We start from the raw sequence: 14,792 nt of genomic DNA, 5'->3' as shown, positions 1-14,792 counted from the left end.
GGAGGTCCTTTAGGTCTTTCGGATAAAGAAAGTAATGACGAACAAGCGATAATAAAGTGAGGGCTGTCAAATGCCTAAAGGAAGTCGGATAACGGCGTAGTACTGATGAAGTTGGGTAATGCCGATGGAGGAAAGGCCGTTACCTGTCATCACCCTTGATAGAGAAACATAATCCATACCCAGAGGTGGAACGTATTATGGAAACGAAACTTAATAGGATAACAGAATTAGCAAAATCGGATAAGAACCTTGTCTTTAATTCTCTCGTACATTTACTAAATGAAAGTAACTTGAAACAGTGCCATTACCAATTACCGAAAGGTAAAGCAACCGGTGTGAATGGCACTACCAAAGAAATGTACGAAGCGAATTTAGACCAAAACATCAAAGGCCTAGTGAAACGAATGAAGAGAAAGGCTTATCGACCGATTCCGGTCAAGCGTTCTTACATTGACAAGCCGGGTTCCAACAAGAAACGGCCACTAGGTATCCCCGAACATGAAGATAAGATCGTTCAAATGGGTATTACGAAGATTTTGAATGCCATTTATGAAAATGATTTTCTCGATTGTTCCTTCGGTTTTCGTCCGAATAGAAACTGCCATGATGCATTAAAGATTTTAAATGTATACATGGAACAACGGAAAACCAATTATATAGTAGATGCGGATATCAAAGGATTCTTTGATCATGTGAGTCATGATTGGATGATGAAGTTTCTTCGCCATCGTATCAATGACCCCAACTTACTTCGTATTATCGCTCGATTTCTAAAAGGTGGTTATATGGAAGAGGGGAAATTTATCGATACAGACCGGGGAACCCCGCAAGGGGGTATCATTTCTCCGGTTCTAGCGAATATCTATCTTCATTATGTGTTGGATCTATGGTTTGAGAAAGCAGTAAAGAAACAATGTAAGGGTCAAGCCTACATGGTTCGCTATGCGGATGACTTTGTGTGTTGTTTCCAATACAAAGAAGATGCCAACCGATTCTACACGAATCTGATTCAAAGGTTACGTAAGTTTCATCTAGAAATTGCAGAGGATAAAACGAAGATTATCTCGTTTGGTCCTTATGCCTGGAAAGATGCAAAGCGTGACGGAAAGAAGAAACCATCTACGTTCGATTTTCTTGGCTTTACGCACTATTGTAGTAAAAGCAAGAAAGGTAATTACCGTGTAAAACGGAAAAGTAGTAAGAAGAAAGTCCGGGCCAAGATTAAACAACATAAAGCTTGGTTAAAAGCAAATCGAACGAGGGATATTCAAGACATCATGCGCCGAATCCAACAATCGCTAGTGGGCTACTATAATTATTATTGTATCACGGATAATGCTCACGAAGTCCACTATTTTCTGCGTTGTATAAAAAATTTACTATTTAAATGGATGAATCGAAGGAGTCAACGAAAATCCTTCAGTTGGGAGAAGTTTGAATTATTTTTGGTGAAATATCCATTACCAAATCCGAGAACGAAAACGAACATATATGACTTGAGACGGCATATATCGTATATTCTGTGAAAGGTGATAGGAAGAGCCGTGTGCGTGAATAGCGCACGCACGGTTCTGTGAGGAGTGAGGAATACTTTAAGTAATCAAGTATTCCCGCTTACTCGACCTAACTTTTTAAGCAAAGTTCGCTTAAAAAGTGGATCTTCGGATAAAAACATCCCGCAGGAGTGGAAGCCGACGCCTGCACTTTTTTATGCGCTACAACTTTAGTCAGAATAATAATGTTGGCGTTATTACATATCGTTTATGAATTTGTCTTAAGCTTACTTATCATAATTAACAAAATATGCTCATATTTGTAACAATCCAAACTGCTAGCATTTGCATTAGTTGTAGAATTCCATTGAGCGTAGGCGGCCACTTCCACTCCTGTGGGATTGTTTTCCATGAAGATCCACTTTTCCATGCGGTTTTTGCTTGGAAAAGTTAGCTGAATGGAAAACCCCACGGAAAGGGAAGTGGGCAAGCCGAAGCGGTTATCACAAACATATAATCTTTCAAAATTACCACCAGAGAATGTGTCGTACTTTCATTCTACTGCGTAACAATAAACTTACATCTTTTTCTAGTATATAAATTAGATTAATATTGTCTTTCTAAAAATCTTCTTGCTTAGCTGCTTTGCACAAATGATTGTCTTAATGAATGGATTTCTGTTTGCAAGTCCTCTGTTTCAGCTAATTCCTTCTCAAGTGATTCATTCATTTCCATTATATGCTGATTTGTTTTTTCCGTATTAGATGTTAGCTCGTCCATCGTTGTGGTAATTTCAGAACTGGATTCGGCAATGCCTTGTGTTTCAGCATTAATCTTTTCCGTATGCTCGATGTTTACTACGATATCATCAATCATTTCTTTGAAATCATCATTTAAGGTTAGAATACTAGCGGCCTCTTTATTGATATGATCGGCTCTACTTTCGGATTGATTGGCAATCTCATCGACATCCGTTAAGATACGCTCAACCGTAGCAGTAATTTGTTCTGTTGCTTCTACCGAGCGCTCTGCTAATTTTCTAACCTCTTCAGCAACGATGGAAAATCCTTTACCATGTTCCCCAGCGCGAGCAGCTTCAATGGACGCATTTAAGGCTAACAGATTTGTTTGTTCCGAAATATCATTAATCAATGTTACAACATCTTTAATTTTTAGAATTTCATCTGATAAAGTAACAATCGAATCTTTTGCTTGTTCTGAACGCGTAGCTATCGTACTCATCATTTCAGAAGAATTCGCTATTTTCGATACACCAGCTTCAGCTCTGTTTTGCATTTTCTTGAAGCTCTCTGTTACTTCTTCTAATTCATGGGCAATTGTTTGAAAGGCACTATTCATATTATCAGTGATCGAATTAGTTTCCTCGAAAGAGCCAACATTTTGTTGAGAATAGGCTGTAATATTTTCCTGAGACTCATTCAATTTTGTTAATGCGCCTGTGAGCTGGTTTACTTTGTTTGAAATAATCTTTGATTTTTGTTCCACAATATCGATTTGCGTCTGTTGTTCAGACTGGTAATCCGATACTTTTGAAAAAAGTCGATTTAATCGTAAACCCAATATAGTTATTTCGTTATGATGATTTTTCTCTTTAAAGCGAACATCAAAATCACCTTTTTCAAATTGCGTCATTTTTTGTTCCATTTTTTTGATAGGTTGCAAAACTAAATATCGAACCAGTAGGCTAATTAATATTGTCGCCACAATAATATTCATAAAATTATTTAGCCAGATCCCGATAATACCTAGATCAATACCTGTCATATCGATTAAGGATATGATGAAATTTGAAATTACTGTATTTAAAAGTAAGACAATAATTAAAGCTATACTAATCCTAACTTGTAGTCTTTGCCACATTGGTATTTTTTTCTCCATTAAAAACATCCTCTTCTAATTCTATTTTACTAATCAATTTAAGTCTATTTCCCTAATAAAGAAAAATAAAACATTAAATTCGACAAAACACAACATTATACATGAATCGATTATACCGTTTGTGTTACGAAATAGCTATTAAAATGAGGTTAGGATTTTTCTGGTCGTTTTGATATACTTTACATGAGATAAAGAAAGGAGTTACATATAATGGACATTGAACAAATTAAAGAAACAATACCCCATCGATATCCTTTTTTATTAGTGGATGCAATCACTGAACAAGATGAAAAACGAATAGTAGGAAAAAAGAATGTAACAATCAATGAACCTTTTTTTCAAGGGCACTTCCCGGACTATCCCGTTATGCCAGGTGTGTTAATTGTCGAGGCATTGGCACAAGTTGGAGCAGTCGCTATCCTAAGTAAAGAGGAAAACAAAGGGAAAATCGGCTTTTTAGCAGGAATTGATAAATGTCGATTTAAGCGTCAAGTCAAACCAGGTGATACCTTAAACTTAGAAGTAGAAATTATTCGAATTAAAGGTCCTATCGGAAAAGGTAAAGCCATCGCCAAAGTAGAAGGCGAACTAGCGTGTGAAGCAGAGATAACATTTGCAGTGAAATAAAAGTACAAGAAGCTTAACCTCGTGGTAAGCTTCTTTTTTATTTCAAAAAATTATCTGAGATGGTGGAAAAGTGCCTGGATTTTAATCAAAAGACCCTAAGAAAAGATCAAGCTATTCTTATACAAAGTCTTTATTATTTACCCATGTATTCTTTTGAAACATTTTAATACGTTTGGCATATTATGTAGTTTATTTGGTTATGCTAGCATTGAACAAGAATTTAAGGAGGACATCTAATGGAACTAAAATACGTAAAGTATCTCTCAGCATTCTTATTATCACTTGCCTTTTTAGTTGGTTGCGCGCAAAGTGAGGATGAAGAAGCACCACTAGAAGAAGAGCAACCACAAGAAGAACAGCAGCAAGATGAGCCGCAAGAAGGACAAGGGAATGAAGAAGCACCAATGGACGGTGAAGAAGGCGGTAATGGTGAAGATCTAGGAGAAAACGTCGAAGAGAATATGGATGAAGCAGAAGAAAATATGGAAGATGCTGTTGAAAACGGTGAAGAAGAAATGAACGAGGAAAATAAAGAAGAATAGGCAACTAATGATATAAGGTACGTTTAAAGATGGTTTCCTGGCATACAGCGAACCATCTTTATTTTGTAGGAGGCTTGAAATCTTTCTCTCATCGGCAAAACAGCATCCCTCAAGCCCGAAAGTGCCGACGAGGAGCAGTCTCATCGGCAAAACAGCATGCCTCAAGCCCGAAAATGCCGACGAGGAGCAGTCTCATCGGCAAAACAGCATGCTCCAAGTCTGAAAATGCCGACGAGGAGCAGTCTCATCGGCAAAAAAGCATGCCCCAAGTCTGAAAGTGCCGACGAGAAGCAGTCTCATCGGCAAAACAGCATGCTCCAAATCCAAAACTGCCGACGAACAACAAATCACCTGTCATTCAGTATAAATTAACCCTTATATCTATTTAGCTTAATGTGTTCCCTTTAAGTAATCATTTCCACGAACGAGCCCCCAATTTCGCTTATAAGCATTCCTATTTGCAATCACAAAACAATACTGATAAAATCATTTTGTGACTGACCAGTCATTCTTATAAAAAGTGAAACCTTTTAAATAGTCAAATCGTAGGAAAGTAAGTGAGGTGTTCCATGGAATGGACGATAAAAAAAAGCGCATGATAGAAGAAAGTATGAAGTTATTCTCGGAAAAAGGATTTCATTCTACCTCCATCCAGGAAATAGCGGATAAAAGTGATGTATCTAAAGGTGCTTTCTATCTTCATTTCCAATCAAAAGATGAATTAATGATAGAAATCTATAAATATTATTCAGAAGTGATCTTAGAGAAAATGGGGTCCATTAATAGCAGTAGCCAAAATCCTTTGGAACAATTCACTGAACAAATCGCAGCATTTCTCGGTTTATTCAAAGAGCATAAAGAATATTTGATGATGCATGTCCGTGATAATATCAATCTTGGTGATAAGATGAATGAGCTAATCTTTAGCTTACATAAACAATCGTATGACTGGATAGAAAGTCAAATTACCCTCATCTATGGTGAGAAAGTCCAGCCATATATAGTCGATATTGTCATTCAAATTGATGGTATGTTAAGTGGTTATTTTAAATGGATCGCGATTCATGACCTGAAGTTCAATAACAAAGAACTGGCGAACTATATTACCAGTAAAGTAGATGTAATCGTCCAGTCGATACTTCATGAACATAAGCAATCGATTTTTCAATATCAAGATTTATCCATGTTCAAAGAGCCAAATGCACAAGAAATAATCCAGCAAATCAAAAAACAAATTGAAAGGAGTGACAAGCCTGAACTGATCGAAGCGATTCACGTATTAGAAGAAGAATGGAATAAACAAGAGCCGAAGAAAATTATTATTCAAAGTATGTTAGAACATTTAGAGGCAAACGCCACGATAAAAGAATCGATACGCACGTTAAAAAAGTATCTATAAAAAAGAGTCGAGAGGGGACAAACAAATAATGAAGCGTTTATTATTGTTGCTGTTAATTGCAATCATCACACTGGTTGCTTGTTCAGAAGATAACAACGAAGAAGAAGAGCAAGTCGAACGTGTGACACCTGTTGAAGTAGGCGAAGTAACAAAAGGTGATCTTGTCATGGAACGAAACTTTTATGGTCGTACTATGCCAAATCAAACGACACCAATTATCCCGTCAGTAGCAGGCGAGATTGACGAATTACAAGTGGAAAATGGAGACAAAGTAGAAGAAGACGATGAAATTGCGACGATCTCAAGTCCACAAGGCACAGTCGAAGTCGAAGCACCAAGCACCGGAATTATTACCGAACTAGCGGCACAAGAAGGCTCCATGGTATCCAACCAAGAGCCATTAGCGGTCATCATTGATTTAGAGCAACTAACCGTACAATTGCAAGTACCAGATGTGCAACTAGAATTATTTGAAAAAGGTAAAGAGGTAACCCTTTTATTAGAAAGTGCAGAAGAGGAAACACATGAAGCAGAAATTGAATATGTAGCAGATTCAGCTAATGAGGCTGGACTTTTTCCGATAGACCTATCGTTTGATAATGAAACAACCCATTATAAAGCAGGTGTGATCGCAACGGTCGTATTAGAAGATACGGTGATTGAAGATTCATTACTGATTCCAACAGCAGCGTTAGTCGAAGATAATGATGAAACATACGTCTTTACTACCGATGGCGAAACTGCCACAAAGGTTGATGTAACGGTACAGGCGACACAATCACAAACAACTGCTGTACAAGCGGAACTAAATGAAGGAGATCAAATTATAACAAGTGGACAATTAACACTTGTAGATGGTAATAAAATTAATGTGATCGAGGAGGATTAATCATGAAACTAGTCAATACATCTGTAAAACGACCAGTCGGGGTCATCATGATTGTCCTCGCTATTATTGCAATGGGCGTTATTTCAGTTCGAAATTTAGCGATTGATCTTTTTCCTGAAATTGACTTGCCAATTGCAGTGGTTGCGACTAGCTATCCAGATGCAGCACCTCAAGAAGTCGAAAAATTAGTATCAGAACCAATGGAGGGTGGACTTAGCTCGATAGAAGGGGTTAATTCGATTCAATCACAATCCCAGTCAGGATCATCCCTCGTGATCATTATGTTTGAAAATGGTACCAATTTGGATAATGCACTCCTGGAAGTAAGGGAAAGTGTCGATCAGGTAAAAGGATTCTTGCCTGATGGTGCGAATGATCCAAGTGTATTAAGATTCAACCCTAACCAGATGCCGATTATGTGGGTAGGCTTAACTGGTAGTGATATAACTACCTTACAATCAGTAGCAGAGGATACCGTTCAACCATATTTTGAACGTCAAAGTGGTGTTGCATCTGTTAGTATTGAAGGTGGAGAAGAGCGGGCGATTGAACTGGAGTTAGATCGAGCTGCCATGACACAATATGGTGTATCGACACAATTAATTCAACAGGCATTAGCAGGAGCCAATCAATCTGCTTCAGCCGGTTCGATTCAACGCGGGGATCAAGATCTCCAGCTCAGAATTGATGGTTCCTTTAATTCGGTCGATGATATAGCCAACACGATTATTCAAACACCGCAGGGCGCACAAGTAAAAGTATCGGATGTTGCCGAAGTGAATGACACCTTGCAAAAGAATGGCACCACACTGGTTAATAATGAATCAGCAGTTGTCTTAAGTGTCTTAAAACAATCAGATGGAAATACTGTTGATGTTTCTGATAATATTTTAGCTGCCGTTGAAGATCTTAACAAAGATTTACCATCAGATGTTAGCTTAGATGTAGTCGTCGATACTTCTGAATTTATTAAACAATCCATTAATTCAGTAATCCAGAATATGATTTTTGGTGGGATTTTCGCCTTACTTGTATTACTTTTATTCCTACGAAGCGTGAGAGCTACATTGGTAATTGGTGTATCGATTCCAATTGCGATTATCTCTACCTTTGTACTGTTGTATTTTACAGGTGAGACATTAAACGTATTAACTATGGGTGGTCTTGCACTCGGTATCGGGATGATGGTCGACAGTTCGATTGTTATTCTCGAAAATATCGTCTCCTACAGGCAGCAAGGCTATAAATTGAAGGAAGCAGCAATTAAAGGGGCATCTGAATTAGCACCTGCTGTTATCGCTTCAACGACAACGACATTAGTGGTATTTTTACCAATTGTCTTTGTTGATGGGATAGCATCCGAATTGTTCACCCCATTAGCCTTAACGATTTCGTTTGCACTCGTCGCATCGTTAGCCGTTTCGATTACATTAATTCCGATGTTATCGTCAAAACTATTAACGAAAGCAATGGAAGACCATGGCAGACGTTATTGGTTTGATCGCGTATTAAACAAATTGATTGCAGGTTATCAACGCGTCTTGGAAAAAGCATTAAAACTAAGAAAAACGACGATCGCGATTACAATTGCAGCGATTATTGGTAGTTTAGCGTTAATACCTTTTATCGGAACTGCCTTTATTCCTGAAGGCGATCAGGGACAAGTAGGAATAACGGTTGAGACACCGACTGGAACAAATGAAGAAAAACGTCTTGCGATCACAGAAAAAGTAAATGAAAAACTTGCTGAATATGATGATATCATTGATGTGAGTTATGTAACAGTTGGAAGCAGTAACCCAGAACAAGCAGTGATGTCAGGCGGATCAGCAGCATCCTATCAGATTCAGTTAGTAGCAGCGGATGAACGATCAGAAACGACTGCCTCTTTTGTCCAACAATTAGATGAAGACATGCAAGATATACCTGGAGCTGATATTACAGTAACAGAAGCGAGCTCCGGTGTAGGGGGCCTAGGTGATCCGATTCAAATTCAAATCTCTGGACCTGAAACAGATGTGTTACAAGAATTATCGGATCAAGTCTTACAAGTGTTAGAAGATACAGAGGGTATTTATAACCCAACTTCTTCTTTAGAAGATACACAGCCAGAGATGAACATCCAAGTTGACCGTGAATTAGCGGCACAATACGGATTGACCTATCAAGAAGTAATGAACCAGGTGCAAATTAGTTTCACCGGTCAGACGGTGATGCAGTACCGTGAAGATGGTGATGAGATGAATGTGACTTTAATGTACCCGGAAGATTCAAGAACAACCATTAACGATTTAGAAAATGTCCGAATCCAAAACCAACAAGGTACATCGATACCATTAACAACCATTGCTGATTTTGAACAAGTCCAAAGTGCAGCAACAATCACAAGACAGAATCAGCAACGCCAAGTGAATATCACATCCGGTATTGAGGGTATGGATCTTGGAACAGTTTCAACAAATGTCGAAACAGCCTTAGATGGGATGCACTTCCCTGAGGACTATGATTACTCAATCGGTGGTCAAGCAGAAGATATGACAGAGGCCTTTGCAGACTTAAGCTTGGCACTTATCTTATCAATATTCTTAGTGTATGCCGTAATGGCAGTACAATTTGAGAATTTCTTGTTCCCGTTAATTATCATGTTCTCGATGCCAGCAACGGCAGTCGGTGTGTTTGGCGGACTATTTATCACAGGCCAACCATTATCGATTACAGCCTTCATTGGGGTGATCATGCTCGCCGGTATTGTCGTCAACAATGCAATCGTACTTGTCGATTACATTAATATTCTAAGAAGACGTGGCATGGATCGTCATGAAGCAATCGTCGAAGCCGGAAAAACAAGAATGCGTCCAATTTTGATGACAACCTTGACAACGATCCTTGCGATGGTACCACTAGCCCTAGGTTACGGCGAAGGTGCCGAAATGCAACAACCAATGGCAATTACCGTTATCTTTGGTTTAGCAGTATCCAGTCTGTTCACGTTAGTGTTGATTCCTGTTGTTTATACGTATTTTGATAACTTGTCAGAGCGTGTGAAGGGATGGTTTGGGAAGAAGTCGAAGAAAGAGAAAGAAGTATAAGTATAAACCCTGAGGTTATCAGTCACTAACCTCAGGGTTTTGTTTAAAGTAAGGCTCAAAACAATTGCAGTTTTTTAAGTGGAATTTATCAGGATGTTAGCATCTATTCACCTGTGATAAAAGAAAAATTGTTACAAATTGTGTAATATTGGATTTGCTGATTGCCATACGATATTATTTATCGTAAAATGTAATATTGTGATAGATAATAGAGTGCCTCTTAATATAGGAGATTGACCAATGAAAAAGAAGGTTTTAATAATAACTCAGAATTTTTATCCTGCGATTGGGAGTGCAGGTAATCGTATGAAAAATATCTTCCAATTATTATCGCAAGAAAAGATTGATGTAGAAGTTTTAACAATAGAGCCATCCTACCCTAATAAAAATATGTATAAAGATCGAATGTTTTGGGACGAAGAGGATGTTAATCAACAAGAGGATAAGATTACAAGAGTACCGATTAAGAGCAGGAAGTTTACAAATAAGTTGTTAAGTAGACTCTTTTTTTATTTAGAAATCATGTATCGTTTCATATTGGAGTTATGGAAAAGACGCAAAGAGGATTATGATTATTTATATGTGTCTACTCCACCTATTTTCATCGTATTATCAGCATTAATAGGAAGAAAACTAATTCGATCAAAACTGATATTAGAAGTGAGAGACTTATGGCCAGACAGCCTGCTTGGGGTAAAAAGCTTCGATAAAAAATGGATTATTAATATTTTTCGTTTTTTAGAAAAAAAGATGTACCGAACGGCAGATATAATAGTAATCAACAGTCAAGGTTTCAAGAAACATATCGAAGAAAAGTTAAAGAAGCCAAAAGATATTATATACTTGCCGAATGGACCACGAGAAGATGAATTACAAGCAAAAAAGCTAAATCATACCAATTTCAAAGTAATCTATGCTGGTAATTTAGGTTTAGCACAAGATATTGATAGACTAAAACAAGTTGCAAGCGAATTAAATAAACATCAAATCCATTTTGATGTACTTGGTTATGGAATGAGAACCACTGAATTTAAAGAATTTATTGATCAAGAACACTTAACATATGTTGAAATGCATGAACCTACCACTAGAAAGCAAAGTTTAAATTTAATCAGAAATGCTGACTTAAGTATCGCCTTTTTAAATGATGAAGAGGTCTTTACAACAGTGTTACCTGGTAAAGTGCTGGATTATATGACGTGTGAAACACCTATCATCGCTGGAGTAAAAGGGATAGCAGCAGATTTAATAAAAGAAAATGAAACAGGATTTGTTTACAATTCAGTGGATGCTTTACCATTAATAGAGAAGATACTTGAGATTAGAGAAAATCCAGTAATATTAGAGCAATTGCAAAGAAATTGTACCAATGTTGTTACACAACACTTTTTATGGGAGCATAATATAAAAAGGTTGGTCGATATTATTAAATGAAGAGGGTTATGAGATGAAGCGAGTAGGAATGTTCGTTTGGAATCACTTTACAAATGATGCGCGTGTAATGAGAGAAGGTACGTCCTTGTCTCAAAATGGTTATGATGTAGAGCTAATTTGTATAGATGATCCAAATGATCCGAATATAGAACAATATGAAGAGATAAATGATCATTTTCGTGTTTACCGTATGAAACGTTATCCAAGCCTTTTGTTATTTATGCAAAGAGCATATCGGTTTGCATTTGGTAAAAAGTGGCCACTAATTCCGATTGCATTGATTTGGGCTTATTTAGTATATTTAATACCCTGGATTGTATTACCCTTAACACTGATAGCTGTGCTTATGCTGAAAACAAAAGTAAGAGTGCTATGGATTAGAGGAGCTTTAATCTTAAGAATGATGTGGAAAGGTCATAAGGGTAATTATGATATATACCATTCCAATGATTTAAATACAATGCCACAAGGATATGTTAGTGCTAAATGGAGATTCAATAAGAAACCACTTATTTATGATTCACATGAAGTACAAACAAGTAGAACAGGATATGATAGTCCATGGTATGAGAAATTCGAGAAATTTTTTATAAATCGAATGGATTCCATGATGGTAGAAAACGCCACACGAGCGAAGTATAATGAAGATTTATATGGTTTTTATCCAAATGTACTACACAATTATCCGACAGAAGAAATAAGTATAGAAAAGGATACAGTTGATTTACATGATATACTTGATTTACCAAAAGAAGAAAAGATTTTGTTATATCAAGGTGGTATTCAAATGGGAAGAGGCCTTGAAAATATCGTTGAAGCCTTCCCACAATTTAAAGAAGGTACGTTAGTGTTTATCGGTGATGGGAAAATAAAAGACAAACTACAAAAAATGGTAAAAGAAAAGAATTTAGAAGATAAAATTAAGTTTATCCCGAAAGTACCATTAAAGGAATTGCCGAAATATACTAGAAATGGCTATTTAGGCTTCCAAGTATTAAATAATGTTTGTTTTAACCATTTTTCGGCATCTTCAAATAAACTTTTTGAATATATGATGGCTGAAGTACCTATTGTCGCATGCGATTTTCCAGAAATAAAGAAAGTAGTCGAAGAAAATCAAATAGGTGTGACGATTGACCCTCATATACCGGATGAAATAGCAAAAGGTGTTAACTATTTGTTAGATAATCCAGACAAGCGTGAGGAATTTAGCAAAAATTGTATTCCTGCCAGAAAGCAGTATAATTGGGAGAAGGAACAAATTAATTTACTAGAAGTTTATCGACAATTTTAAGACCTGAATGAAAGGAAAGTGCTAATATGAAATTATGTACAGTAGGATTAGGATATATTGGGTTACCAACATCTATTATGTTTGCGAAACATGGAGTAGATGTAGTTGGGGTAGATGTTAGTCAAAATGTGATTGATTCATTAAACAATGGTAAAATCCATATAGAAGAGCCGGGCTTACAAGATGCATTAGAAGAAGTAATTGAAAAAGGAAACTTCAAGGCACAATTACAACCAGAAAAAGCAGATACTTTCATTATTGCTGTACCAACTCCAAATAATGATGATGAACATAAATCATGTGATCTAACTTATGTGCTTTCAGCAGTAGAGAGCATCTTGCCACATTTAGAAAAAGGGAACACTGTTATTGTAGAATCTACGATTGCTCCTAGAACAATGGACGATAATGTGAAGCCGAGATTAGAAGAAGCAGGATATACGATCGGAGAAGATATTTATTTAGTTCACTGTCCAGAGCGTGTGTTACCAGGACAGATTATGCATGAGTTAATCTATAACAATCGAATTGTTGGCGGTATTACAGATGCTTGTACGGAAAAAGGCGCTGAAGTCTACGAAACGTTTGTTCAAGGTGAGATCATCAAAACACAAGCGAAAACAGCGGAAATGTCAAAATTGATGGAAAATACATTTCGTGATGTGAATATTGCGCTTGCTAATGAATTAGCTAAAGTATCAACCGAGTTAGGGATCAATGCATTAGATGTAATAGAAATGGCTAATAAACATCCACGTGTTAACTTGCATACGCCTGGGCCAGGTGTCGGTGGACACTGCCTAGCAGTTGATCCATATTTCATTATAGCTAAAGCACCTGAGTCGGCCAAATTGATTAACTTATCAAGAGAAATTAACAATTCTATGCCAGAATATGTGGTAGAAACTGTTGAGAAACTATTAGCTAAAAATAATGGTAAGAAAATCACCGTATTTGGTTTAACTTACAAAGGTAATGTCGACGATATTAGAGAAAGTCCAGCTATGGATATCTATGAAGAATTACATGCGAAACCACAGTATGATGTAGTGGCATTTGATCCACATGTTCAATTAAGTTTCGTGGAAAAAGATTTAGAAAAAGCTTTAGATGGATCTGACTTGGTGTTAGTTTTATCAGATCATAGTGAATTTAAAAAATTAACGAGTGATCATTATGCTAAAATGAATACACCGCAAGTGTTTGATACGAAAAATGTTGTAAAAGAATATACAGATGATATAAATTATATGAATTATGGGAATTTGTATAAATTCTTGTAAAAAAAAGGAAGCTTGTTTAAATGAAGAATCCAGTAGTTCAAATTCTTAAAGAGCAAACAAATAATTGGGACTTAATTTATCGAATGGCAACTTTTGAAATAAAGGGAATGTATCAAATCCACTATTTAGGTGCTTTTTGGCAATTTTTAAGTCCCGCAATCCAAATTACAATCTATTGGTTTGTATTTGGCCTAGGATTGAGAGGTGGGGATGATGTAGATGGTACGCCGTTTTTTCTTTGGTTAATAATAGGTCTAATACCATGGTTTTTTATTAGCCCTTCAATTATCCAAAGTTCGAATAGTGTTCACCAAAAAATTGGACTTGTATCAAAAATGAATTTTCCAGTCAGTTTGTTGCCTACAATAAAATTAGTGAGTAATTCATTTCAATATCTAATCATGACTGGTATTCTTTTGTTTATAATTGTTCTGTATGATGTGGAATTTTCAATATATATGTTCCAATTTTTCTATTATCTATTTTGTTTATATGTTTTTTTATTTTCATTTTCGCTTCTTAGTTCAACCATAGCGACTTTAGTAAGAGATTATCAAATGTTTCTTCAATCAATGATGAGAATGTTACTTTATCTAACACCAATTTTATGGGATACAAGTCTAATAACTGATAGATTTGGACCTACTATAGAAAATATACTTAAATTAAATCCGTTTTTTTATATTATAGATGGATTTAGAAATTCTATTTTGGGCGGAGAATGGTTTTATGAAGATGTTGTATATAATTTATATTTTTGGTCATTAACAATAGTTCTTCTTTACTTTGGCTCTAAGATTCATTTGAAATTCAGAAAAGACTTTGTAGATTATTTATAGTCAA

Annotated in this window: 11 protein-coding genes; 10 read left to right on the top strand and 1 reads right to left on the bottom strand. The window is 36.4% G+C overall.

Annotated features, from left to right (window positions below; genetic code table 11):
* The first annotated feature begins 197 nt into the window (after positions 1-197).
* Positions 198-1,526 (top strand): group II intron reverse transcriptase/maturase, encoded by a 1,329-nt coding sequence (ltrA, locus tag BN3107_RS16295; RefSeq protein WP_058307430.1) that lies wholly within the window; start codon positions 198-200, stop codon positions 1,524-1,526.
* 603 nt (positions 1,527-2,129) lie between these two features.
* Here ltrA and BN3107_RS16290 read toward each other — a convergent pair.
* Positions 2,130-3,392, bottom strand: a complete 1,263-nt coding sequence (locus BN3107_RS16290) for a methyl-accepting chemotaxis protein (protein ID WP_058308680.1) — start codon at positions 3,390-3,392, stop codon at positions 2,130-2,132.
* 210 nt (positions 3,393-3,602) lie between these two features.
* Here BN3107_RS16290 and fabZ point away from each other — a divergent pair, with 210 nt between their 5' ends.
* The 9 genes from fabZ to BN3107_RS16245 all read left to right on the top strand — a co-directional run bounded on the left by fabZ (position 3,603) and on the right by BN3107_RS16245 (position 14,788).
* Positions 3,603-4,019: a 3-hydroxyacyl-ACP dehydratase FabZ gene (gene fabZ / locus BN3107_RS16285; protein ID WP_058308679.1), complete on the top strand. Its 417-nt coding sequence runs from the start codon at positions 3,603-3,605 to the stop codon at positions 4,017-4,019.
* Between the two features lie 236 nt (positions 4,020-4,255).
* On the top strand, positions 4,256-4,561 hold the full coding sequence (locus BN3107_RS16280; RefSeq protein WP_058308678.1) for a hypothetical protein: 306 nt from the start codon (positions 4,256-4,258) through the stop codon (positions 4,559-4,561).
* A 574-nt stretch (positions 4,562-5,135) separates the two neighbouring features.
* Entirely contained in the window at positions 5,136-5,960 is an 825-nt protein-coding gene (locus BN3107_RS16275; RefSeq protein WP_058308677.1) for a TetR/AcrR family transcriptional regulator, read from the top strand.
* Between the two features lie 28 nt (positions 5,961-5,988).
* On the top strand, positions 5,989-6,849 hold the full coding sequence (locus BN3107_RS16270; RefSeq protein WP_058308676.1) for an efflux RND transporter periplasmic adaptor subunit: 861 nt from the start codon (positions 5,989-5,991) through the stop codon (positions 6,847-6,849).
* 2 nt (positions 6,850-6,851) lie between these two features.
* Positions 6,852-9,938: an efflux RND transporter permease subunit gene (locus BN3107_RS16265; protein ID WP_058308675.1), complete on the top strand. Its 3,087-nt coding sequence runs from the start codon at positions 6,852-6,854 to the stop codon at positions 9,936-9,938.
* Between the two features lie 240 nt (positions 9,939-10,178).
* Positions 10,179-11,372, top strand: coding sequence for a glycosyltransferase family 4 protein (locus BN3107_RS16260; RefSeq protein ID WP_058308674.1), 1,194 nt, complete (start codon positions 10,179-10,181; stop codon positions 11,370-11,372).
* A gap of 13 nt (positions 11,373-11,385) precedes the next feature.
* Positions 11,386-12,666, top strand: coding sequence for a glycosyltransferase (locus tag BN3107_RS16255; RefSeq protein ID WP_231735375.1), 1,281 nt, complete (start codon positions 11,386-11,388; stop codon positions 12,664-12,666).
* A 26-nt stretch (positions 12,667-12,692) separates the two neighbouring features.
* A complete protein-coding gene (locus tag BN3107_RS16250; protein WP_058308673.1) occupies positions 12,693-13,949 on the top strand; it encodes a nucleotide sugar dehydrogenase in 1,257 nt (418 codons plus the stop codon).
* A 20-nt stretch (positions 13,950-13,969) separates the two neighbouring features.
* Positions 13,970-14,788, top strand: coding sequence for an ABC transporter permease (locus tag BN3107_RS16245; RefSeq protein ID WP_058308672.1), 819 nt, complete (start codon positions 13,970-13,972; stop codon positions 14,786-14,788).
* Positions 14,789-14,792 lie beyond the last annotated feature (4 nt).

The organism is Gracilibacillus massiliensis (assembly GCF_001458115.1).
Lineage (GTDB): Bacteria > Bacillota > Bacilli > Bacillales > Amphibacillaceae > Gracilibacillus > Gracilibacillus massiliensis.
Note: the sequence above shows the minus strand (reverse complement) of the source record. Positions and strands in the feature narration are given on the sequence as shown.

Coding starts and splice junctions, on each gene's coding strand:
- ltrA (WP_058307430.1), top strand. CDS start 198: ATGGAAACGAAACTTAATAGGATAACAGAATTAGCAAAATCGGATAAG.
- BN3107_RS16290 (WP_058308680.1), bottom strand. CDS start 3,392: ATGGAGAAAAAAATACCAATGTGGCAAAGACTACAAGTTAGGATTAGT.
- fabZ (WP_058308679.1), top strand. CDS start 3,603: ATGGACATTGAACAAATTAAAGAAACAATACCCCATCGATATCCTTTT.
- BN3107_RS16280 (WP_058308678.1), top strand. CDS start 4,256: ATGGAACTAAAATACGTAAAGTATCTCTCAGCATTCTTATTATCACTT.
- BN3107_RS16275 (WP_058308677.1), top strand. CDS start 5,136: ATGGACGATAAAAAAAAGCGCATGATAGAAGAAAGTATGAAGTTATTC.
- BN3107_RS16270 (WP_058308676.1), top strand. CDS start 5,989: ATGAAGCGTTTATTATTGTTGCTGTTAATTGCAATCATCACACTGGTT.
- BN3107_RS16265 (WP_058308675.1), top strand. CDS start 6,852: ATGAAACTAGTCAATACATCTGTAAAACGACCAGTCGGGGTCATCATG.
- BN3107_RS16260 (WP_058308674.1), top strand. CDS start 10,179: ATGAAAAAGAAGGTTTTAATAATAACTCAGAATTTTTATCCTGCGATT.
- BN3107_RS16255 (WP_231735375.1), top strand. CDS start 11,386: ATGAAGCGAGTAGGAATGTTCGTTTGGAATCACTTTACAAATGATGCG.
- BN3107_RS16250 (WP_058308673.1), top strand. CDS start 12,693: ATGAAATTATGTACAGTAGGATTAGGATATATTGGGTTACCAACATCT.
- BN3107_RS16245 (WP_058308672.1), top strand. CDS start 13,970: ATGAAGAATCCAGTAGTTCAAATTCTTAAAGAGCAAACAAATAATTGG.